This is a genomic window from Cupriavidus sp. HE11, from assembly GCF_056097175.1.
On sequence record NZ_CP184465.1, the window covers coordinates 735,431 to 756,793 of the forward strand.

Genomic DNA, 21,363 nt, shown 5'->3' on the forward strand with positions numbered 1-21,363 from the left:
GGCTCGGGCGGAATTTGCGAAGGCAATCAGGATACGGAGATCGGCGGGGGCTGTCTATTTGCGTGTGGCGATGGGCTGTCCCCTATCCCGCCCAGACGCGAGGGCCAGCGGTGCAATCCACGACTGGTCTTCACCTGATGCACCGCGCCCTCTCCCCCAACCCCTCTCCCGCTCGCGGGAGAGGGGAGCAAAACCCGCCATCGACAAATCCGACGGGAAAGGGGAGCAAAACCCGCCATCCACCAATCCGACGTTGCGGAAAGGGGAGCAAAACCCGCCGCCATCGATAAATCCGACGTTGCGGGAAAGGGGAGCAAAACCCGCCGCGGTCTTCGACAAAACCGAGGTTGTTCTACCCTCTCCCGCACCGCGGGAGAGGGGCGGGGGAGAGGGCCAGCGCATCCACGGCTACTAGCGTCTGCCCCGACGCCACCCGGCGTAGGCTCCGGCGCCGATCGTCAGCGCCGCCAGTGCCAGCGCAAATGCCAGGTGCCGCGCACGTTCGGCGGGCGCTGCCGCTACCGGCATGGCCTGTGGCGACAGCCTCTGGCCAGTCACGTGTTCGGTATCCGCCTGTGCGACGGCCGGAACTGGCGGCACAACAGGCGCTGCAGGCTCCGGGCGCACCGGCCGCACCGGTGCCACCTTCGCCTCCACTGGCCGTGTCGACACGGCCTTTGCACCCGGCCCGGCCGGCCCCACCACCGCATCGGCCAGTTCCCGCCCCAGCGCCTTCATGTCGATCCGGGCGGCCTTGCCCTGCCGTGCGATATGCGCCATCAGCACCGGGTTGCCGCAGGTATTGGCCGTGCATGACAGCCCGTCGCGCCGCACGCTTTCGGCGTACTGGCGCAGCAGTTCGCGACGCTCGGCATCGGTAAAGCGGTAGCTGCCCTGGCGGTCCACTTCCAGCAGGCGCGCCAGGATGCCCTGCTGCGCGTGCGGATTGGCCGAGCGGAAGAACGCATCCATGCCCATGCCGAGCTTGTCGGCCACATAGACGTCGTAGGTCTGCTGCCAGAACGCGCCCGGCATCTGCTCGGGCACGGTGGCCTGAAAGCCGTACAAATGCTCCACTTCCTTGTACATCTCGCGGGCGCCCGCGTAGCCCGAGCGCTGCATCGCGGCAATCCACTTCGGATTCCACTGGCGCGCGTTGAGTTCGGTAGCCAGCCACGTGCGCGCATCGACGGTCTGCGTCTGCCCCTCGCGGCGCAGGTTGTGCAGCCACAGCGGCGGCGCCGTGCCGCTGACCGCCCGTGTGGCGGCCGTCAGCCCGCCCGCATACTGGTAGGTGTCATCGTTGTCCAGCGCTCCGTAGAGCGTGCTGGTGCGCGAAAACAGCACGGCCTGGTTCGATTTCAGGTGGCTGGCCAGCGCTGCCGGCGCCGATTCCCCCCAGCCATCGGCCGAATACGCGAAGTTCATGTAGCGCAGGTACTGGCGGGCCAGGCCATCGGGCGGCCCCTGCGCGTCGCGGCTCTGCTCGACCATCTGCTGCACGCCAATCGCGTAATTGCCCGGCTTGGCCGCAAACACGCGCGCCCGTGCCAGCCTGCCGGCCTGCTCCGGCTCCACGCCCTGCCGGACCAACTCCGCGGCGACGTCCCGGTCATGGCGGCTAATTGCATTATTTCCGGCAGCGGCAGCCAGCCGCGCAGCCTTGTCCAGCAGCGCGATCTTGTCGCCAAACCCGTCGCGGTAGATGCCGGACGTGGTCAGCAGCACGTTCACGCGCGGCCGGCCCAGTTCGGCGTCAGGAATCAGCCGCACATCCTCCACGTTGCCGCGCGCATTCCAGACCGGCTCCACGCCCATCAGGTAGAGCGCCTCGGCTTCCATTGCCCCCTGGTGGCGTTCCGTTTCGCCGTACCAGAGCACCATCGACAGCGATTCCGGCCATGTGCCGTGCTCGCGCCGAAAACGCTCCAGCGTCTGTCCGGCCATCGCCTTGCCCAGCGTCCAGGCGGCACGCGTGGGAATGCGGGCCCCGTCGAAAGCGTGCAGGTTGCGGCCGGTGGGCAGGCTGTCGGCAACCCGCACGGGGTCGCCCAGCGGGCCACTGGGCAGGTAGCGGCCGGCCAGCACCGTGACCAGCCCGTCCAGCTCGGCCTGGGGCGATGCGCGCAGGTCGGCCAGCCATTGGCGGCCGGCATCCAGGGCGCGGCGCGCATCGTCGCCGGCACCGTCCCCCAGGGCCGGTTGGCGGCCTGCCACCAGGTCGGCGGCCCATGCGTGCAACTGGGCCGCGTCGGCCCGGGCCCGGGCGCCAAGCATCATCGCCAGCGCGTCGGTCTGGTCGGCTTGCGCCGGCATCTGGCCCAGCACGTGGATGCCCAGCGGCATCGGCTCGGCCTCCACCTTGTGCAGGAACGCATGCACGACCGGCTCGATGGTGTCCCACGGCGCCCGGGTGTCCAGTGCCAGTTGCTGGTCGAGCTTCAGCGCCCGGATCTGTTCCAGCGCCTGCTTCCGGTACTGCTCGGACAGTTCCGGCGCGCTGTCTCGCGTCGCATCGGCCTGTTCGATCGCTTCGTCGAGCGATGCCAGCGCCGGCGCCTGCCCTGCGGCCGCCAGCAGCGGCGCCAGATGACTCACCAGCACAGCCGCGCTGCGGCGCCTGGCCTGGATGGCCTCGCCGCCGCCATCCTGGATGTAGATATAGGCATTCGGCAGGTCGCCCAGCAGGGCCTCCGACGCATCGTCGCCAGACTGCCCCACCTGCTTGCCGGGCAGCCATTCCAGCGTGCCGTGGCGGCCCACATGCACCACGGCATCGGCACCCAATGCATGGCGGTACCACAGGTAGGCGGCCACATACGAATGCGGCGGCGGCGTAATCGTGTCGTGCGCGGCGTCCATCGCCCGGTCAAACGTGGACCGCAGCGGTTGCGGGCCGACGAAGACATTGCCGAAGAACAGCCCCGGCACCACGAAAGCCGGCGCGCCATGGGCGTCGTGCGCGAGCATCAGCGGATTGCGTTCCGGCGGGCCCCAGGCGCGCAGCACGGATTCGCGGAACGGCGCGGGCAAGGCATCGAACCAGCGGCGGTATTGCGCCAGTGGCACCAGCTTGACGTGTCCGGCGCGGACCATGCGGTCCAGCTCGCCGGGCGACCAGGTTTCCACATTGCGGCCGTTGGCCTCCAGCAGCGCAGTCAGCGTGGCGGTATCGGGCAGGTCGCGCCCGGTGTCGTAGCCGGCCGCCCGGAGCCGCCGCAGGATCTGCGTGAGCGTGGGCAACGTCGCCAGATAGCTCGCGCCAATATTGCCCCGCCCCGGCGGATTGTTGTAGTAGAGCACCGCCACATGCTTTTGCGCGGCTGGCTTGTCCTGCAGCGCGATCCAGCGCTGCACGCGTGCGACCACCGCATCCACGCGCTCGGGCACGGCGGCACTCGCCTTCACGCCGTCGCGGTCTTCCTGCGTGGAGAACAGCACCGGCTCCGTGGCACCGCTGCGTTCGGGCGCGTTCAGCAACAGCGGCAGCCGCTCGCCCGAAATGCCGCGCACGTCGGCATGCCAGGCCGCCGCGCTATCGCGCGTGGCAACCAGGTTGATGGTATGCAGGCCGTGGCGCGTCAGCCAGTCCTTGTCTTCGGCACGCGGAATCGTCAGGTTCAGGGCCAGCAGCGCACGCAACGGCGTGGTGCCGTCCTGCGTCAGCAGGGCATCCAGGCCCGACACCGGCCAGCCAAAAACCGGCACGACGCCAATGCCCTGCCGCTGCAGCGCATCGACCAGCGCATCGACGTGCGCCAGGTCGCGCTGGCGATAATTGGTGGCATAGAACGAAATACCGACCAGCGGTGCATCGCCGGGCACAAATCCGGCCGACCGATACCAGCGCAGGTATTCGGCCAGCGACGCAAACGGTTGCGGTGCGCGCGGATGATAGATGCCGGCCGCCGGCGCAGGCTTGAGCGGTGGCACGGCAATCGGCGTCATGCCGGCGGCACGCTGCCGGGCCGCCACGGCCACCGCGAGCGCTGCGGCCAGGTTATCGACACCGCCCGCTTCCCAGTAGGGCTGTACGGCGGCATTCAGCGCGGCGTCGGTGCGGATGTGCCAGGCGGCCTCGGCCACATCGGCAGGCGCGGCCGATAGCAGCGCGCCACGCATTTGCGCCTGCCGCACGCCGGGCGCCAACTGGCGCAGCACGGCACCGGGTACGAACCAGGTCTGGATGACATCGGCCCGCGCCAGCGTGCCGGCATCGGGCGCGGTCGTTGCGAACGTGAATTCGGCGATGTCGTTGCCATGCGCGGCGCGGAATGCCTCGGCGGCGGCTGGCAGCAGGTGCGTTTGCGAGGCCAACACCAGCACGTGCACCGGGGCGCCCCATGCCAGCATCGGCAGGATCAGGCACAGGCCAAGAAGGTACGGCAGCAGGCGCTGGCAGGCGGCAGGCATCGCGGACACGTCAGAAGCGGACTGGAATGCGTAAAAAGACGCTTGAAGAGAAGCGTGACAACGGCGCAAGAAGGGACGCCGGCGCGGCATTCTACCCGCCCAGGCAGGCGCATCCGTCGTGCGGCTGTGATGTAGCCGTCATGCGCGACGGCCAGCGCTTGCCACGGCTGTTGCAGGATCCTGACGGTATGTGGTTTTTTTACCGATGACAGTTTTTGCCGGGGCCCACCGTGATAACGATTTCAAACGGCAGCTTTCGCCACAATCGGCAAGTTCACCGTAAGGCCGGAGGTAAAAAAGACAAAGCCGGGACGTGCCCCAAGGCAATTCCCGGCTGATGGGCGGTAAATCTACCCCACCATCCGGGTGACGGCAATCATTCTTGTGGGGGACCCCACATGATCCATGGTGACCCATCGTGTACCTTGCGCCGGATCGTCTATATTTGACCGCATGGCGCGCACACAACCGATACGACTCACCAGCCGTACGACAGCCCCGGGAGGTAACTGCCATGCGTTCGCTTGCAAACTTGTTCAGTCCGCCGACGCCAGAGAAGATCGCCGAGAAGGAACTGCAAGACATGAGGCTGACGCTTTTCCAGGCAGAACGTCGCCTGCTTGAAGCGCAGATGCAAGTCGATTACTACCGCAACATGATCGCCTTCCTCGAAGAGGTACACGCCACCGGCGTGGAAGGCGTGGCCGACCGGCGCTTTGCGCCGGCTCCGCAATCCGGAACGCCCCAGCTGCAGTCGGCCCCGGCCCGCAGCACCCCTGGCCTGGCCACGATCCCGATCGTTCCCACGGCCGCCTGACCCAGCCTCGAAGCCTGACAAGCCATCGCACGGACGCCCCCGCGCCCGTGCGATACTGGCCGTTTTCCCGCATCCACAGGAACGGCCATGAGCTTGCTGCCCGCGATTGAAATCGAAACCGCCCCCAATCCGACCCACGCCGTGATCTGGATGCACGGGCTTGGCGCGGACGGCAGCGACTTCGTTCCCGTGGTGCCCGAGCTGGGCTTGCCCGATACGCTGGCCGTGCGCTTTGTCTTTCCGCATGCTCCGGCCATTCCGGTGACCTGCAACGGCGGCTATGTCATGCCCGCCTGGTACGACATCTACTCGCTCGATGAAGCCGGCCGCAAGGCCGACGTGGCAGGCATCGGGCAATCGCGCGACGCCATCCGCGCCCTGATCGACCGCGAAAACGCCCGGGGCATTCCGGCCGCCAACATCGTGCTGGCCGGATTCTCGCAGGGCGGCGCCATCGCCTACACCACGGCACTGACGCATCCGCAGGCACTGGCCGGCGTGATCGCGCTGTCCACCTATATCCCGTCGCCCGAACTGATCGCCGCCGAAGCCACGCCGGCCAATGCCGCCACCCCGGTCTTCGCCGCCCATGGCACCGCCGACGACGTGGTGCCCCTGGGCCTTGGCACCCGCGCCCGCGATTTCCTTGCCGAACGGGGTCAGCCGGTAACATGGCACGCATACGGCAACATGCCCCACTCGGTCTGCCTGGAAGAAATTGCCGATATCGGCACGTGGCTGCAGGCGCGCTTCGACTGACAGGACACCGCGGGGATTGCGCTACCATTGCGCGCCCCGCCATTCAGAACTTTCGCAAATGATCCCCGCCTCGCCGCCGCGTATCGATTTCAACACCCGCAAGGCCCTGATGTTCGCGCTGATGGCCGAACGGCTATCCGCCTTCTACGAACACGGCCAATGGATGACCGAGGCACAGGGCGCCACGCTGGCCGGCAACTGGCTGTCGCGCTCGAAGCTGCAGCTGGCGCTGTCCGAGCGCCGTCTGCTGTCGGACCTGAGCGATCAGCTGGCCCGCCAGCTGGCCGCCACGCTCTCGCGCGAAGCCGGCCTGTACGCATCCCACGAGATGATGGAAGCGCTGGACCCGAACTACCAGTCGGCCTTCGCCCACGACATGCTGGACGAATGCGAACGGATGCTGCGGGAGAACGGGGTGGAGGAGTAAGTCGGGCGAATGGTTTCCGGGAACGCGGCAAGCGGGACGGCTGGCCGCCGTCCGAAGACTGAGTCCCGCCTCCCCTACCGCGCCTGCACCGCTGCCCGCTTCACGCTTTTCGGATTCAGCCGTTCGGCGTCGAGCCGGCGGAACACCAGCGAGGACAGCAGCGTGATGATGCCCACGGACAGGAATGCCAGCCGGTAGGCCGGTGCCGCAACGCCGAGTTTTGCCGAGAACAGGCTGACCAGGCCGCCGCCGATGGTGACGCCCAGGCCGATGGCCAGCATCTGCACCATCGAGAACAGGCTGTTGCCGCTACCGGCGTCTTCCCGCGTCAGACCCTTCAGCGTCACGCTGTTCATCGCCGCGAACTGCATCGAATTGGCGGCGCCAAAGGTGGCCAGTTGCACGATCGACATGGCCAGCGGCCAGCCCGGCGAGATGGCCGAGAACGACGCGATGGACGCGCCCACGATCACCGTGTTGACGAGCAGGAACGTGTCGTAGCCAAAGCGGTTCACCAGCGGCACGATCCAGCGCTTGGAGATCGTGCCGGCAATCGCCACGGGCAGCAGCATCATGCCCGAGTGCAGCGGCGAGTAGCCAAGCTGCAGCTGGAACAGCAGCGGCAGCAGGAACGGCACCGCGCCCGACCCGATCCGGCAGACCAGGTTGCCGATCAGGCCCACGGTGAAGTTGGGCTCGCGGAACAGCGCCAGCCGGAACAGCGGCGTCGCATGGCGGCGCGCATGCGGAATGTAGAACAGCGCACTGCTGATGCTGATGGCGGCCAGCAGGGCACTCCACGGGCTGTGTACGCCGTTTTCGAGCGCCAGCGAGAACGTGACCATGCACAGCGACAGCAGGCCGCACCCGATCCAGTCGAACGGCGGCGCCGCGCCGGCTTCACCCGCCGGCAGGTAGCGGCGTACGGCAAACAGCCCCACCATGCCCACCGGCACATTGATCAGGAAGATCCAGTGCCACGACGCGCTCTGGACCAGCCAGCCGCCCAGCACCGGCCCAAAGATCGGCCCCACCTGCCCGGCGATCGACACGAATGCCAGCGCGGCGATGTATTGCTCGCCCGGGATATTGCGCAGCACGGCCAGCCGGCCGATCGGCAGCAGCATCGAGCCGCCCACGCCCTGCAGCACCCGGGCAATGACGAGCTGCGTGAGCGTATGGGCCGTGGCACAGAACACCGAACCCAGCACGAAGATCAGGATGGCACTGAAATAGACGCGCCGTGTGCCGAACTTGTCGGCCAGCCAGCCCGAAGCCGGCGTCAGCATCGCCATGGTCAGCGTGTAGGCCACCACCACAGGTTTCAGGTCGAGCGGCTTTTCGCCGAGGCTGTGCGCCATCGACGGCAGCGCGGTATTGACGATCGTGGTGTCCAGCGTCTGCATGAAAAAGCCGGCGAAGACGATCCACAGCATGGCCTTCTGGGAAAAGGCCTGGTTGGCGGCGGGGGCGGAAGCGGTGTTCATTGGGGAAAATCCAGCGGTGATGCCTGTCCGGGGAAACCCGGACCGTGCAAGCATGGTACGCACCCGGCACCCCATCGGGAACCCCTCTGGATTTATTGACTGCCATCGGAAAATCCGATCACAATGTCCCGATGCTCAATCCCGTCTGGATCCGCACCTTCGCCACGGTGGCTACCGCGCACAGCTTTACCGATGCCGGCCGCCAGCTTGGCCTGTCGCAATCGTCGGTCAGCGACCACATCCGCCGCCTGGAACAAAGCGTCAATCGGCGCCTGTTCGTGCGCGACACCCATTCGCTGGCGCTCACGCCCGATGGCGAGGCCCTGCTCGTGCATGCCCGGCTGATCCTGGAATCGCTGGCGCGCGCCGAGCAGCAGTTCAGCGCGCCGCGCCTGCAGGGCCGCGTCCGGCTGGGCTGCTCCGAAGACCTGGCGCAAGGGCCGCTGCCCAATGTGCTGGCCGCCTTTCGCGCCACGCACCCCGATGTGGAGCTGGAAATCACGATCGGCATGACCAGCAAGCTCTACGAATGGATCGAGGCCGGCACGCTGGACCTGATCATCGGCAAACGGCGGGAAGGCGAGCGGCGCGGGGTGCCGCTGTTTCGCGGCCAGCTCGAATGGCTGGCGCGGCCGGGCACCGTGGTCGATGTGGGACAACCGCTACCGTTGATCCTGGTCAACGAGCCCAGCGTCACGCGCTCGGTGGTGCTCGACACCCTGGCAACGGCCGGCTGGCGCTGGCGCGTGGTCTGCACCAGCAGCAGTCATTCGGGCTGCATTGCCGCGGCGCGCGGCGGCCTTGGCATCACGGTACGGGCGCAGAACCTGACCGGCGGCGGGCTGGTGCCCCCGGTCAATGTCGATGCCCTGCCCGCCCTGCCCGAGGTCGAATTCATCACGCTGGCCGCCCGGCGCCTGTCGCGCCCGGCCGACACCCTGCTGCAGCTGATCCGCAAGAGCGACCTGCGGGCTCGCGTGGACTGACTGGTCAAACATCCAGGAGACGCCTTAGCCTCCGGGCAGCAGCGTACGTAGCGCCTGCCACGACGTCAGCAGGTGATACGGCGTGGTCGAAGGCATTTCGGCGCGCACCACGGCGCCATCCGGTGCCAGACATTCGTGCCACCCGCCGGCATGCAGGAAACGCGCGCGGAACCGCTCGATCCAGGTTTCCAGCCCGGCCAGCGCCGCCGCATCGTTGTCGACCGATGCCTTGACCATCAGCGCCCGCGCGAACTCGGTCTGCGCCCAGATGCGCTCGGTGGCGTCCTGCACCGCGCCTTGCCCGTCCAGCGCGGCACATACGCCAAACGTGTCGTCGGCCACGCCGTGGCGGCGGGCAAACTCAAACGCCCGTGGCAACGACGCGGCCAGCGGGCCGTCGGCAAACAGCGACGGGGCCGTCATGACCAGCGAATACCATTCGAACTGGTGGCCGGGCTCGATCCGGTTGCCCACCGTGCCCTGCGGCAGTTCGGCAACGCAGCCGTCCGCCGGGTCGACAAAACTGGCGTGGACGGTATCGGCCAGCGTCTTCAGCCGCTGCGCCATCCAGGCATCGCCGGTCACCTCCAGCGCTGCCAGGTAGGCCTCGGTCAGATGCATGATCGGGTTCTGCTGGACCCCACTCGCGTTCGGCCCGAAGTTCTGGGCCAACGCCGCGTGATAGAGACCGCTGCCATCGGCAAAGCGCGCCTCGATCACGGCGATGGTGCGCTGCATGGCCTCCAGCGCCGCCGCATCGCCGCTGGCGCGGTAGTAATGCGCGCAGGCAAAGACCACGAAGGCGTGGGTGTAGAGGTCGCGCGTGGTATCCAGCGGGGCACCCTGCGCGTCGATGCTGTAGATCCACCCACCGGCGCCGTCGCCAAAATGGCGAAACAGCGAGCTGAACAGCGTGGCCGCGTGCGGCAGGTTGCCCATCGTCGCAAAGACATAGAGCTGGCGCGCGCAGGCCATGGCGCGGTAGCGCTTGTCGGGCAGCGGCAGGCCTGACACGCCGTCCAGCGCCTCATGCGCAAGTTCCATCGACGGATTCCAGCCCCGCCCGGTCCAGGCCGGCAGGACGGCGGTATCGAAATGCGCCAGCAGCGCGGCAATGCGGTCGGTAAGGGTCGTGGAAACAGGCATGGCAGAGGTCCGGTCTTCCGTCCCCGGGGGCGGCTTTGCTCCCAGGAACCCAAGGCCGCACACGATATCAGGACCGATGCCCCCAGCATAGGCCGCCGACGCCGCACCGCATCAATTCCTGCTGGAAATGCCGCGAGCCGGTGCTATGTTGAAAGTCCACCGGGGCCGCCGCCCTGTGGAGAATCAAGGGAGTACCGCCATGCAGACCCATCCTATGTCCCTGTCAGACCAGCGCCGCACCCTGGTCATGCATGTCATGGAAGACCCGCCAGGACGCTACACCTGGCGAATCGTCGTCGAGGAAAAATGCGGCGGCGCCGATTGCGACAGCACCATCGAGGCCCAGACCGACTACCCGTCGCACGCCGAAGCCGAAGCCGCCTGCTGGGCCGCCGGCAATGGCATGCTCGATGGCCCACGCACCGCAAGTGAAGTTACCGGCGCCAGATTGACCCACTGAGCGCCACACCAATGGTTGCAATGCGTGAATTTGCGTGACATTGCGTGACGATGAGACCGAATGAGCGCTTGAAGCACCCCTGAGCCCCTTGAACATGGCCGGCGCCCGCCATAGGCTGAAAACCCGTAGGGAGAAAAGCGATGGACAAGCCGACCGTTAGCCCCAGCCGCTTTGTCGAAATCCTGAACGAGCGGCTGACCCAGCATCCCCTGTATCGCGAGGGGATGCATGTTTATGCCATTCCGGCCCATTCGGACACCCCGCGCAGCCTGGTCTGCGTGGGGCCACGTGGCACCGAGGGGATTTGCGCCACGATCGAGAACATCGTGCGCGGCGAGTGCGACGTCTTCCCGGACATTGCACAGGACTGGCATCCCCAACCTCCGGGCCCGCAACGCGCGCATCACGCACGCGCACGCTGAGCGGCCCCCATCATCGAAGGACAGCCCCGGACCCGGCGCATCGCATAGTGCAGCGCCGGCCTGCCGCATGCCGGTTTGCCGACTGGCTTTCCGGCTGGACTGTCTTTTTCGACACAATCCTGCACCAACGGCTCCGGCTGGATACAATGACTGCCGCTATCCCTGCCCGGAGCGCCGATGAAGAAAGCATTCGAAATCGAAGGCGAGGTAGACGGCTTGCCCGTTGCCCGCGCCCAGTCGATCCCGGAAACCAGTGAGGCCCGCGCCGCTGCCGTGGCCGCCACCGTGGCCCGCACGGCCATCGAACAGGCCGACCATGCCATGCGCAACTGGACCGATCCGCTCGACGGTCCGGTGCGCATCGGCTCCGCCGAGCATCTGCGCATGTTCTGCAACATGCTGCTGCAGACCCACAACCCCTATAAACCGTCGGTCATCGACTGGCCGGCACTGTCACCCGACGCGCTCAGGCGCGTGACTTCACTGCCAATCTGGGATATCGCCGTGCAGACCGAAGGGCGCGCCTCGGTGCGGGTGCACAGCTTTGCCGCCCGCCAGAAGGACGCCCTGCTGCGCAGCGCGCTGGAAATGGACGCCGACGAGGAGGCCCGCCACAAGGTAGTGCTGTCGAAGCTGGTGCAGGCGTACGGCATCACCCTGGCGCCGGAACCCGAATACCTGCCGCCGGCCGATGCGGAATGGGGCTGGCTGGTTACCGGCTACAGCGAGTGCATCGACAGCTTTGCCGCGTTTGGCCTGTTCACGGCAGCCAGGGACTCGGGCTTCTTTCCGGCCGAACTCGTGGAAACATTCGAACCGGTGATCCAGGAAGAAGGCCGCCATATCCTGTTTTTTGCCAACTGGGTGGCGTGGTATCGCGCCAGCCTGCCCTGGTGGCGCCGGCCAGGCTTCGCGCTCAAGGTCATGCGCGTCTGGCTGTTCCTGGTCCGCGAGCGCATCGGGCTGGCGAAGGGCATCGACGTCAAGGCCGACGGCACCGCGCAGGACGCCAACTTTCCGATGAATGCTGCCGGCTCGCTGGGCCAGACGTTGTCCGCAGGCGCCATGATCGACCTGTGCCTGGCCGAGAACGAACGACGCATGGCAGGGTATGATGCGCGCCTTGTCCGGCCAACCACCGTGCCCAGGCTGGCTCGCCTGGCGCGCCGATTCATCAAATAAGACCCATGCTGCTGTTCGGATTGTCCCTGCTGACCCTGGTGGTCTGGTGCGTGCTGGTATTCGCCCGCGCCGGCTTCTGGCGTGTGCGCAAGCCTGCGCCCTCCCCTCAACTGGCCGACTGGCCGCCCGTGATCGGCGTCATTCCCGCCCGTGACGAGGCCGACGTGATTGCCCGGGCCGTGACCGGCGTATTGAGCCAGCAATATCCCGGCCGGCTGCAGCTGGTGGTAGTGGACGATCACAGCACCGATGGCACGGCCGATATCGCCCGTGCAGCCGCCGTTTCTATCGGCAAGGGCGACGCGCTGACCGTGATCGGCGCGCGTGACCTGCCGGCTGGCTGGAGCGGCAAGGTCTGGGCCCAGTCCGAGGGGCTGGCAGCCGCAGATCAGCGCATGCCCGACGCCGCGTTCGTGTTCCTGACCGATGCCGATATCTGGCACGGCCCGCAGACCATTCGCGAACTCGTGGCCCGCGCCGAGCACGAGCAGCGCGATCTCACCTCGCTGATGGTGCGGCTGCGCTGCGAATCGTGGTGGGAACGCATGATCGTACCGGCTTTTGTCTTCTACTTCGCCAAACTCTACCCGTTCAAGAGCGTGGCAGACCCACGCAGCAAGGTGGCCGGCGCGGCCGGCGGCTGCATGCTGGCGCGCCGGTCGGCACTGGCCCGCATTGGCGGGTTCGCGGCCATTCGGGGGGAGTTGATCGACGATTGCAGCCTGGCGGCGAAGATCAAGGCGGGCGGTTCGATCCGGCTGGATCTGGCCGACGACAGCGTGTCGCTGCGTCCGTACGACGACTGGCAGAGCCTGTGGAACATGATTGCGCGCAGCGCCTACACGCAACTGCACTATTCGCCGCTGATGCTGGCGGGCGCCACGCTGGGCATGATCCTGACGTATCTGGCGCCGCCCGTGCTGGCGCTGGCCGGGGGCGCGGCGGCATGGCCGGCCTGGCTGGCGTGGATCCTGATGGCAATCAGCTACCGCCCGATGCTGCGCGAATACCGGCAGCCCGCATGGCTGGCACCGCTGCTGCCGCTGACGGCGCTGTTCTATCTGGGCGCCACGCTCGATTCGGCGCGCCGCTTCTATCTGCGCCGGGGCGGCCAGTGGAAGGGCCGCAGCCAGGCGCCTGTCCGTTCCTGATCGATCGCCCGGACGCCGGGCCGCCTCCGGCCCGGCCAGCGAACTGCTACTTCAGGTAGCCGTTGTCGCGGAACCAGTTCAGCGCATCGCGCAGCGCTTCCTGGTACGGGCGCGCCTGGTAGCCCAGTTCGCGCTCGGCCTTGGCCGACGTAAAGAACATCCGGTATTGCGACATCTTCAGGCCGTCAACGGTCACGAAAGGTTCTTTTTTTGTGAACTGGGCGACGGCTTCGGCCACCCGGGCAATCGGGTACAGCGGCCAGCGCGGCAATTCAATCGTCGGCGCCTTGCGCCCGGCCATGCCGGCGATGTCCGCCAGCATCTGGCGCAGCAGCACATCCTGGCCGCCCAGAATGTAGCGCTCGCCGATCCTGCCTTTGTCCAGCGCCAGGAAATGACCGTTCGCCACATCGTCCACATGGGCCAGGTTCAGGCCCGTATCGACGAACGCAGGGATCTTGCCGGTGGCCGCCTCGACGATGATCCGGCCCGTCGGAGTGGGTCTTACGTCACGTGGTCCGATCGGCGTGGACGGATTCACGATCACGGCAGGCAGCCCCTCGGCCACCAGGCGTTCCACCTCGCGCTCGGCCAGCACCTTGCTGCGCTTGTAGGCGCCAATGGCCTCGTGGCCCGCCATGGCGGCGGTTTCGTCCACCGGCCCCGTCGCGCCGGCCACCCGCAGCGTAGCCACGCTGCTGGTATAGACAATGCGCTCGACACCAGCATCGCGGGCGGCGTTCATCGTCGTGACCGTGCCGTCCACGTTGGAACGGACGATTTCCTCGGGATCGGGTGCCCACAGGCGGTAATCGGCCGCCACGTGGAACAGGTAGCGGACACCGGCCATGGCACGCGCCATCGACGCCGGATCGCGCATGTCGCCCTCCACCACCTCTACCGGCAGGCCGGCCAGGTTGGCGCGCGGACTGGTGGCTCGAACCAGTACCCGCACCTGGAAGCCGCGCTCCAGCGCCTGGCGCATGACCGAAGAGCCCAGGAAGCCCGAGGCCCCTGTCACGAGAATGCAATTGTGAATTTCAAATCCCCTATGGGCGTTGCGGACGCGTTGTACGAGAATCCGCCGTTATACCAGTGCAGAGGGCCGCATTTTCACCGGAATGACGCTGTTGGCAACAGCCGACGCGGCGGCATGAAAATCCGACCCGGTATATAGTACCTACCGTGAACCGGAAAAGTGATGCCGGAATACCAAAATAACTGATGTCTTCGAATCTTCACAAGAGGGTCGGGGGGCCGTCTCCATGCAGGTGATACTCGCCCAACCCAGGGGCTTTTGCGCCGGCGTCGTCAGAGCGATTGAAATCGTGGACCGTGCCCTGATCAAACACGGCGCCCCCGTGTATGTCCGCCACGAGATCGTCCACAACAAGCATGTCGTGCAGTCCTTGCGGCAGAAGGGTGCGCGCTTCGTCGAGGAACTCGACGAGGTGCCGGGTGATGCAGTCACCATTTTCAGTGCCCACGGCGTCTCGCGCAGTGTGATCGCCGAAGCACAGCGCCGTGAGCTGCACGCGATCGATGCCACCTGCCCGCTCGTTATCAAGGTGCACAACCAGGGCCGCCAGTACGCGGCTGCGGGGCGCCACGTGGTCCTGATCGGCCATGCCGGCCACCCCGAGGTGGAAGGCACGATTGGGCAGATCCCGGGCAAGGTGCTGCTGGTGCAGGACGAGGCCGAAGTGGGCCGGCTGGACCTGCCGGCCGACGCACCTGTGGCGTATATCACCCAGACCACGTTGTCGGTAGACGACACCCGTAATATCATTGCGGCGCTCCACCGTCGATTTTCCGATCTGGTGGGGCCCAGCACGCGCGATATCTGCTATGCCACGCAAAATCGGCAAAGTGCAGTAAGGGAATTATCCGCGCGCGTGGATGTCATTCTCGTGATCGGGGCCACCAACAGTTCGAATTCGAACCGGCTGCGCGAAATCGGCGCGGAAAGTGGCGTGCCGAGCTACCTGATTGCCGATGGCAGTGAACTGGACCCGGCGTGGGTCCGCAATGCCGGAGTGGTTGGCATTACCGCGGGTGCTTCGGCGCCCGAAGACATGGTGGAAGACGTCATTGCCGCCCTGCGACGCCTTGGTCCGGTCAACGTATCGGTCATGGAAGGCATCGAGGAACATGCCGAATTCCGCCTGCCGGCTGAACTAGCCGATGCAACGCTGGCCCCAGGGGCCAGAAGAACAACTGATATCAGTGACGCCCAGCTTGCCGACCATATGGCGGCCGGCTGAACCGGCACACTGAACCTGACAGGAAGCACCCCCTTGGCCATTCCGTTTCTCCAGGTCGCCCGCGTAGGCGCCTACATCGCACGCAAGCATCTGTCCGGGCAAAAGCGCTACCCGCTGGCCCTGATGCTCGAACCCCTGTTCCGCTGCAACCTGGCCTGCTCGGGCTGCGGCAAGATCGACTATCCGGATCCCATTCTGAACCAGCGCCTGTCGGTGGCGGAATGCCTGGAAGCGGTCGACGAATGCGGCGCACCGGTGGTGTCGATCGCCGGCGGCGAGCCGCTGCTGCACAAGGACATGCCGGAAATCGTGCGTGGCATCATCGCCCGCAAGCGTTTCGTCTACCTGTGCACCAACGCCCTGCTGCTGGAAAAGAAGATTGACCAGTACCAGCCGAGCCCGTATTTCGTGTGGTCGATCCACCTGGACGGCGACCGCGAGATGCACGACCACTCGGTGAACCAGGAAGGCGTGTACGACCGCTGCGTCGAAGCCATCCGCATGGCCAAGGAACGTGGCTTCCGCGTGAACATCAACTGCACGCTGTTCAACGACGCCAAGCCGGATCGCGTGGCCCAGTTCTTCGACTCGGTCAAGGCAATGGGCGTGGACGGCATCACGGTGTCGCCGGGCTATGCCTACGAGCGCGCCCCGGACCAGCAGCACTTCCTGCACCGCGGCAAGACCAAGCAACTGTTCCGCGACATCCTGGCGCGCGGCAACGCCGGCAAGAAGTGGGCGTTCAGCCAGTCGACGATGTTCCTGGACTTCCTGGCCGGCAACCAGACCTACAAGTGCACGCCGTGGGGCAACCCGGCACGTACCGTGTTCGGCTGGCAGCGTCCGTGCTACCTGGTCGGCGAAGGCTACGTGAAGACCTTCAAGGAACTGATGGAAGGCACCGACTGGGACGCCTACGGCGTTGGCAACTACGAAAAGTGCGCCAACTGCATGGTGCACAGCGGTTTCGAGGCAACGGCCGTGGCCGACACGTTCTCGCACCCGCTCAAGGCACTGGGCGTGAGCCTGCGTGGCGTGAAGACCGACGGCCCGATGGCCCCGGACATCCCGCTGGACAAGCAGCGTCCTGCCGAATACGTGTTCTCGCAGCACGTGGAGATCAAGCTGGCCGAGATCGGCAACCTGAAGAAGGCGCAGGGCAGCCGCGCCGAGGCCGTGCAGGCCGCACAGGTTCACTGAGCACCATGAAAAACGGCCGTTCGATCGCGATCGACGGCCGTTTGAAGAAAAACCGGGACTGGGCGACCAGACCCGGTTTTTTTATGGCTGGCGCCCTGGTTATCCGCGCGCGTTGTGATTGTTCAGGTACTTGATCAGCCCGTCGATGCCGTCGCGCGCCACGATGTCGGCGAACTGCTTGCGATACACCTCGATCAGCCACGCGCCCATCATGTTGATGTCATAGATCTTCCAGCCGTCGCTGCCCTTCTGCAGCCGGTAGTCGATCAGCATTTCATCGCCGTTGTTCATGACGCGCGTGGCCACGACCGCGTCATTGGCGTTATTGCCAGACTTGGCCGGCTTGTACGAGAACTTCGGGCTTTGCTCGCGCAGTTGCGACAACGACACGGCGTAGCTGCGCACCAGCAGTGCCGTGAACTGTTCCTGGAGCGTTTTTTGCTGCTCCGGAGTGGCCTGCTTCCATGCATTGCCCACCGCCAGCCGCGTGGTACGGCCAAAATCGGTGTAAGGCAGGAATTCGCGCTGGACCACGGCGGTAATTTTTGCAAGGTCGCCGGCGCGGGTTTCAGGATCGGACTTGATCTTCGTGATCACGCCTTCGACGGCGGACTGCACGAGCTTGTCCGGCGCGGCGCTGGTGTTGACCTGCGCATGCGCGGTAGACACGACAACCACCGCGGCGATCGGCGCGATGATGGCGGCGGGAAGGATTCCGTAACGGTTCATGACTCATCGAAGCAATACGGCCGGGTTGGCCAGTCGGGCCAGTATATAGCGGATCGCGATGTTGCCTTGCGGTCTGCCGCGGGTGGCGGCGGGTGCGGAATGCCCCGCTTCAACCGCTATACTCCGGGTGCCGCCCATGCGCCCCCGTCGCATCGGGCGCTGAAGATACAGGACTCATGATCAGACCGCTGCTGGTTCGCACCGTCAAATTCGCCACCGTTCACGCCTGGCTCGTGATCGGCATCACCCTGCTGCTCACCGTCGGGAGCGGCTACTACGCTGCCCGCAATTTCGCCATCAACACCGACATCAGCCGCCTGCTGGAATCGGACGCGCCCTGGGCAGAGAACGACGCCGCAATCAGCGCCGCGTTTCCGCAGCGCGACAAGATGATCCTGGCCGTCGTGCAGGCCCCGGCCAAGGAACTGGCCGATGCCGCCGCCAACGAACTGGCCAATGCGCTACGCCAGCAGCCCAACCGCTTCAAGGCCGTGGGCCAGCCCGGTTCGGGCCCGTTCTTCGAACGCAATGGCCTGCTGTTCGCCGATACCGCCAGCGTGCAGGACATGGCAGGCAAGCTCGGCCAGGCCCGGCCGCTGCTGAACAACCTGGCGCATGACCCCACGCTGCGCGGCCTGTCCGACCTGCTCACCACCACGCTCAACCTGCCGCTGCAACTGGGGCAGATCAAGCTGTCCGACATGGACCGGCTGCTGGGCGAAAGCGCCCGCACCATCGACGGTGTGCTGGCCGACAAGCCCGCGGCGCTGTCGTGGGCCGGGCTGGTCGACGACAGCCTGAAGCCCAATCCCGACGGCCGCGCGTTCAGCTTCGTCACGCTGTCGCCGGTACTGGACTTCAGCGACCTCAAGGCCGGCTCGGGTGCCAGCGACGCCATCCGGGCCGCCGCCACCGAACTGAAGCTGACCGAGCGCTACAACGCCGTGGTACGCCTAACCGGCCCGCAGCCGCTGGCCGACGACGAATTTGCTTCGGTCAGCGAAGGTGCCGTGCTCAACGGCGTGCTGACGTTGATCGTGGTGATGGGCATCCTGTGGATGGCGCTGCGCTCCGCGCGCCTGATCACTGCAGTGCTGGTGAGCCTGATCTCCGGCCTGATCATCACCGCCGCCCTGGGCCTGATGATGGTGGGCGCGCTCAACATGATCTCGGTAGCCTTCGCGGTGCTGTTTGTCGGGTTGGGCGTGGACTTCGGCATCCAGTTCGGCGTGCGCTATCGCGCCGAGCGGCACGACCACGGCGACCTGGACCAGGCCCTGACGCTGGCGGCCCGCGACGTGGCCGGCCCGTTGACGCTGGCCGCGGCGGCCACGGCGGCCGCCTTCTTCTGCTTCCTGCCCACCGATTACCGCGGTGTGGCGGAACTGGGCAAGATTGCCGGCGTGGGCATGTTCATCGCCTTTGCCACCACGTTCACGATGCTGCCGGCGCTGATTCGCGTGCTGGCGCCGCGCGCCGAGGAAGATATGCCCGGCTTCAGCTGGCTGGCCCCGGCCGACGCCTTTTTCGAGCGTCATCGCAAGGGCACGCTGGTAGGCGTGCTGACCGTGCTGATCGGCGGCGCCCCGCTGCTGCCGCACCTGCGCTTCGACTTTGACCCCCTGCACTTGAAAGACCCGCATTCGGAATCGATGTCGACGCTGCTGGCGCTGAAGGATGCCCCCCAGGCCGGCACTGACGACGTCAAGGTGCTGGCGCCGACGCTGAAGGATGCGGAAGCCACCGCCACCAGGCTCAAGGCGCTGCCCGAGGTGGCGCGCGTGGTCACGCTAAAGACCTTTATCCCCGACGACCAGGCGCCCAAGCTGGCCATCATCGCTGGCATGGCAAAGAGCCTGATGCCGGTGCTGACGCAGCCGACCGCCACCCCGGCCACCGACGCGCTGCGCGTGGCGTCGCTGCGCAATGCATCACGCCAGCTGTCGCTGGCCGCACTCGATCATCCGGGCCCGGGCGCCGAATCGGCCGAACACCTGTCGCGTGCGCTCAAGCAGTTGGCCGATGCAACGCCTGCCGTGCGCGACCGCGCCGAGCTGGCAGTGGCCCTGCCGCTGCGCCTGGCGTTGGGCACGCTGCAACTCGCGCTGCAGCCGGAACCGGTGTCGCAGCAGACGCTGCCGCCCGAACTGGTACGCGACTGGCTCGCACCGAACGGCCAGGCGCTGGTCAACGTAAGCCCGAAATTGCCGCCGCCCGGCGTCAGGAACGAAGCCGCCCGCGAAGCCGCGCTGGGCAAGTTCATTGCCGTAATGGCCCGCGTGCAGCCTGACGCCACGGGCGGCCCGATCGCCATCAAGGGGTCGGCCGACACCATCATGACCGCCTTTATCCATGCCGGCATCTGGGCGGTGCTGTCGATCACGGTGCTGCTCTGGATCACGCTGCGCCGCGTGGGCGATGTGCTGCGCACCCTGATTCCGCTGCTGGTCTCGGGGCTGGTCACGCTGGAACTGTGCGTGGTGTTCGGCATCTCGCTGAACTTTGCCAATATCATCGCGCTGCCGCTGCTGCTGGGCATTGGCGTGGCATTCAAGATCTACTACGTAATCGCCTGGCGCCACGGCAAGACCAAGCTGCTCCAGTCCAGCCTCACGCACGCGGTGCTGTACAGTGCCGCCACCACGGCCACGGCTTTCGGCAGCCTCTGGCTGTCGCACCATCCGGGCACGGCCAGCATGGGCAAGCTGCTGGCGCTGGCGTTGATCTGCACGCTGGCTGGCGCGGTGTTCTTCCAGCCGATCCTGATGGGCCGTCCGCGCCGCGAACTGAATGGCCGCGCGGAACCGCTCGGGCCGTCGCTCCCCCCTCTCACGGTGGCTACGACCATGGCACAATCTGCCGATAAATCTTCAGGGTCGGATTCTGGCAAGTCCCGGCGATAGCCCGGGCGCCCACCGGCGCAGTTCGGACGGACGTGTCCCGGCGCTGCCGGGTACGCCGTCCTCCATGACAAGAAACGTTCAAGACTGTCTCGACATGCTCTCCCGTCTTTCGCTCCTGCGCGCCGCGGCGCCTGATATGCCCCGGCTTGCCACAACCTTGGCCGCAGCATCGCTCACCCTGCTCGCCACCGGTTGCGCCAGCGGCCCCAATGCCAACCCGGCAGACCCGCTGGAGCCGATGAACCGGGCAATCTTCACGGTCAACGACAAGGCCGACACCTATGTGGCCCAGCCGCTGGCCAAGGGCTACAAGGCCGTCACGCCGGAGCCGGCACGCCTGGCCGTCACCAACTTCTTCAACAATTTCTCGGACGTCGGCAACTTCGCCAACAACGTGCTGCAAGGCAAGCCCGTTGAAGCGGTGGAAACGATGATGCGCGTGGCGGTCAACACGGTGCTGGGCATCGGCGGCCTGATCGATGTTGCCACCGCCGCCGGCATGCCGCGCCATTCCACGGACTTCGGCCTGACGCTGGGCACCTGGGGCGTGCCGGCCGGCCCGTACCTGGTGCTGCCGCTGTTCGGCCCAAGCTCGATCCGCGACGGCGTGGGCGTGGCGGGCAGCATCTTCCTGGACCCGGCGCACTACTTCGATACGGCCTGGCGCTATTCGATGTTCGGCATCAACGTGGTGAACACGCGGACCAACATGCTGGGCGCCACCGACCTGCTGTCGCAGGCCGCGCTGGACAAGTACGCGTTCGTGCGCGATGCCTACACGCAGCGCCGCCAGTACCTGCTGACCGGCGGCGGCGACGCACTGCCGTCGTATGACGAGGACGAGGAATCGTCGGCACCCGCACCGGGGGGCAAGGCGGCGCCCAAGACTCCGGAAGGCGAGGCCAAGCCCGACACGTCGAGCAAACCCGAGACCCCGGCCACGCCGGCACCGGCACCGGGCATGGCCAAGTAGGCGCCGCCTGCTTCCCTCTCCTGCCTTGCGGGAGAGGGAACAAA

Annotated in this window: 17 protein-coding genes; 12 read left to right on the top strand and 5 right to left on the bottom strand. The window is 66.6% G+C overall.

The features are described 5' to 3' along the window. Positions 1 to 411 precede the first annotated feature (411 nt). Entirely contained in the window at positions 412 to 4,413 is a 4,002-nt protein-coding gene (locus ACOABP_RS20765; protein WP_474229956.1) for a cobaltochelatase subunit CobN, read from the bottom strand. Between the two features lie 514 nt (positions 4,414 to 4,927). On the opposite strand from ACOABP_RS20765, the gene ACOABP_RS20770 reads away from it, so the two are divergent. The 3 genes from ACOABP_RS20770 (at position 4,928) to ACOABP_RS20780 (ending at position 6,416) form a co-directional block, all read left to right on the top strand. Further along, positions 4,928 to 5,230: a hypothetical protein gene (locus ACOABP_RS20770; RefSeq protein ID WP_474229958.1), complete on the top strand. Its 303-nt coding sequence runs from the start codon at positions 4,928 to 4,930 to the stop codon at positions 5,228 to 5,230. A gap of 87 nt (positions 5,231 to 5,317) precedes the next feature. Further along, positions 5,318 to 5,989, top strand: coding sequence for an alpha/beta hydrolase (locus ACOABP_RS20775; protein ID WP_474229959.1), 672 nt, complete (start codon positions 5,318 to 5,320; stop codon positions 5,987 to 5,989). 58 nt (positions 5,990 to 6,047) lie between these two features. Further along, complete coding sequence (locus ACOABP_RS20780; protein ID WP_474229961.1) at positions 6,048 to 6,416, top strand: hypothetical protein; 369 nt, start codon at positions 6,048 to 6,050, stop codon at positions 6,414 to 6,416. A 74-nt stretch (positions 6,417 to 6,490) separates the two neighbouring features. Here the strand turns inward: ACOABP_RS20780 and mdtD are convergent, their stop codons facing one another. After that, on the bottom strand, positions 6,491 to 7,903 hold the full coding sequence (gene mdtD, locus ACOABP_RS20785; protein ID WP_474229963.1) for a multidrug transporter subunit MdtD: 1,413 nt from the start codon (positions 7,901 to 7,903) through the stop codon (positions 6,491 to 6,493). 131 nt (positions 7,904 to 8,034) lie between these two features. Between mdtD and ACOABP_RS20790 the strand changes: the two genes are divergently transcribed. Next, positions 8,035 to 8,889 (top strand): LysR family transcriptional regulator, encoded by an 855-nt coding sequence (locus ACOABP_RS20790; protein ID WP_066737123.1) that lies wholly within the window; start codon positions 8,035 to 8,037, stop codon positions 8,887 to 8,889. 24 nt (positions 8,890 to 8,913) lie between these two features. Here the strand turns inward: ACOABP_RS20790 and ACOABP_RS20795 are convergent, their stop codons facing one another. Beyond that, the gene (locus tag ACOABP_RS20795; RefSeq protein ID WP_474229965.1) at positions 8,914 to 10,035 is read right to left on the bottom strand and encodes an AGE family epimerase/isomerase; all 1,122 of its coding nucleotides are present in this window, start codon (positions 10,033 to 10,035) and stop codon (positions 8,914 to 8,916) included. Positions 10,036 to 10,234: 199 nt separating this feature from the next. Between ACOABP_RS20795 and ACOABP_RS20800 the strand changes: the two genes are divergently transcribed. The 4 genes from ACOABP_RS20800 to ACOABP_RS20815 all read left to right on the top strand — a co-directional run bounded on the left by ACOABP_RS20800 (position 10,235) and on the right by ACOABP_RS20815 (position 13,250). Continuing rightward, positions 10,235 to 10,495: a hypothetical protein gene (locus ACOABP_RS20800; RefSeq protein ID WP_066737093.1), complete on the top strand. Its 261-nt coding sequence runs from the start codon at positions 10,235 to 10,237 to the stop codon at positions 10,493 to 10,495. Between the two features lie 140 nt (positions 10,496 to 10,635). Further along, positions 10,636 to 10,917 (top strand): hypothetical protein, encoded by a 282-nt coding sequence (locus ACOABP_RS20805; RefSeq protein ID WP_066737092.1) that lies wholly within the window; start codon positions 10,636 to 10,638, stop codon positions 10,915 to 10,917. Positions 10,918 to 11,238: 321 nt separating this feature from the next. After that, on the top strand, positions 11,239 to 12,099 hold the full coding sequence (locus ACOABP_RS20810) for a ferritin-like domain-containing protein (RefSeq protein WP_474230472.1): 861 nt from the start codon (positions 11,239 to 11,241) through the stop codon (positions 12,097 to 12,099). Positions 12,100 to 12,104: 5 nt separating this feature from the next. Then, entirely contained in the window at positions 12,105 to 13,250 is a 1,146-nt protein-coding gene (locus ACOABP_RS20815) for a glycosyltransferase (protein ID WP_474229967.1), read from the top strand. 46 nt (positions 13,251 to 13,296) lie between these two features. Here ACOABP_RS20815 and hpnA read toward each other — a convergent pair whose 3' ends face one another. After that, the gene (gene hpnA, locus ACOABP_RS20820; protein ID WP_474230474.1) at positions 13,297 to 14,235 is read right to left on the bottom strand and encodes a hopanoid-associated sugar epimerase; all 939 of its coding nucleotides are present in this window, start codon (positions 14,233 to 14,235) and stop codon (positions 13,297 to 13,299) included. Between the two features lie 280 nt (positions 14,236 to 14,515). On the opposite strand from hpnA, the gene ispH reads away from it, so the two are divergent. Then, the gene (gene ispH / locus ACOABP_RS20825) at positions 14,516 to 15,514 is read left to right on the top strand and encodes a 4-hydroxy-3-methylbut-2-enyl diphosphate reductase (protein ID WP_474229969.1); all 999 of its coding nucleotides are present in this window, start codon (positions 14,516 to 14,518) and stop codon (positions 15,512 to 15,514) included. Between the two features lie 33 nt (positions 15,515 to 15,547). Further along, entirely contained in the window at positions 15,548 to 16,714 is a 1,167-nt protein-coding gene (hpnH, locus tag ACOABP_RS20830) for an adenosyl-hopene transferase HpnH (protein ID WP_066737085.1), read from the top strand. A gap of 99 nt (positions 16,715 to 16,813) precedes the next feature. Here the strand turns inward: hpnH and ACOABP_RS20835 are convergent, their stop codons facing one another. After that, complete coding sequence (locus ACOABP_RS20835; RefSeq protein ID WP_474229971.1) at positions 16,814 to 17,443, bottom strand: MlaC/ttg2D family ABC transporter substrate-binding protein; 630 nt, start codon at positions 17,441 to 17,443, stop codon at positions 16,814 to 16,816. A gap of 176 nt (positions 17,444 to 17,619) precedes the next feature. Between ACOABP_RS20835 and hpnN the strand changes: the two genes are divergently transcribed. After that, positions 17,620 to 20,346: a hopanoid transporter HpnN gene (gene hpnN / locus ACOABP_RS20840; RefSeq protein WP_474229973.1), complete on the top strand. Its 2,727-nt coding sequence runs from the start codon at positions 17,620 to 17,622 to the stop codon at positions 20,344 to 20,346. A gap of 136 nt (positions 20,347 to 20,482) precedes the next feature. Beyond that, the gene (locus ACOABP_RS20845) at positions 20,483 to 21,319 is read left to right on the top strand and encodes an MlaA family lipoprotein (RefSeq protein ID WP_474229974.1); all 837 of its coding nucleotides are present in this window, start codon (positions 20,483 to 20,485) and stop codon (positions 21,317 to 21,319) included. The last annotated feature ends 44 nt before the right edge of the window (positions 21,320 to 21,363 follow it).

Bases quoted from the DNA above. Each gene is read 5' to 3' on its own strand.
- ACOABP_RS20795 (WP_474229965.1), bottom strand. From the start codon at position 10,035: ATGCCTGTTTCCACGACCCTTACCGACCGCATTGCCGCGCTGCTGGCG.
- ACOABP_RS20815 (WP_474229967.1), top strand. From the start codon at position 12,105: ATGCTGCTGTTCGGATTGTCCCTGCTGACCCTGGTGGTCTGGTGCGTG.
- ACOABP_RS20790 (WP_066737123.1), top strand. From the start codon at position 8,035: ATGCTCAATCCCGTCTGGATCCGCACCTTCGCCACGGTGGCTACCGCG.
- ACOABP_RS20810 (WP_474230472.1), top strand. From the start codon at position 11,239: ATGCGCAACTGGACCGATCCGCTCGACGGTCCGGTGCGCATCGGCTCC.
- ACOABP_RS20775 (WP_474229959.1), top strand. From the start codon at position 5,318: ATGAGCTTGCTGCCCGCGATTGAAATCGAAACCGCCCCCAATCCGACC.
- hpnN (WP_474229973.1), top strand. From the start codon at position 17,620: ATGATCAGACCGCTGCTGGTTCGCACCGTCAAATTCGCCACCGTTCAC.
- ACOABP_RS20765 (WP_474229956.1), bottom strand. From the start codon at position 4,413: ATGCCTGCCGCCTGCCAGCGCCTGCTGCCGTACCTTCTTGGCCTGTGC.
- ispH (WP_474229969.1), top strand. From the start codon at position 14,516: ATGCAGGTGATACTCGCCCAACCCAGGGGCTTTTGCGCCGGCGTCGTC.
- ACOABP_RS20835 (WP_474229971.1), bottom strand. From the start codon at position 17,443: ATGAACCGTTACGGAATCCTTCCCGCCGCCATCATCGCGCCGATCGCC.
- ACOABP_RS20845 (WP_474229974.1), top strand. From the start codon at position 20,483: ATGCCCCGGCTTGCCACAACCTTGGCCGCAGCATCGCTCACCCTGCTC.
- ACOABP_RS20780 (WP_474229961.1), top strand. From the start codon at position 6,048: ATGATCCCCGCCTCGCCGCCGCGTATCGATTTCAACACCCGCAAGGCC.
- hpnA (WP_474230474.1), bottom strand. From the start codon at position 14,235: ATGCGCCAGGCGCTGGAGCGCGGCTTCCAGGTGCGGGTACTGGTTCGA.
- mdtD (WP_474229963.1), bottom strand. From the start codon at position 7,903: ATGAACACCGCTTCCGCCCCCGCCGCCAACCAGGCCTTTTCCCAGAAG.
- ACOABP_RS20805 (WP_066737092.1), top strand. From the start codon at position 10,636: ATGGACAAGCCGACCGTTAGCCCCAGCCGCTTTGTCGAAATCCTGAAC.
- ACOABP_RS20800 (WP_066737093.1), top strand. From the start codon at position 10,235: ATGCAGACCCATCCTATGTCCCTGTCAGACCAGCGCCGCACCCTGGTC.
- ACOABP_RS20770 (WP_474229958.1), top strand. From the start codon at position 4,928: ATGCGTTCGCTTGCAAACTTGTTCAGTCCGCCGACGCCAGAGAAGATC.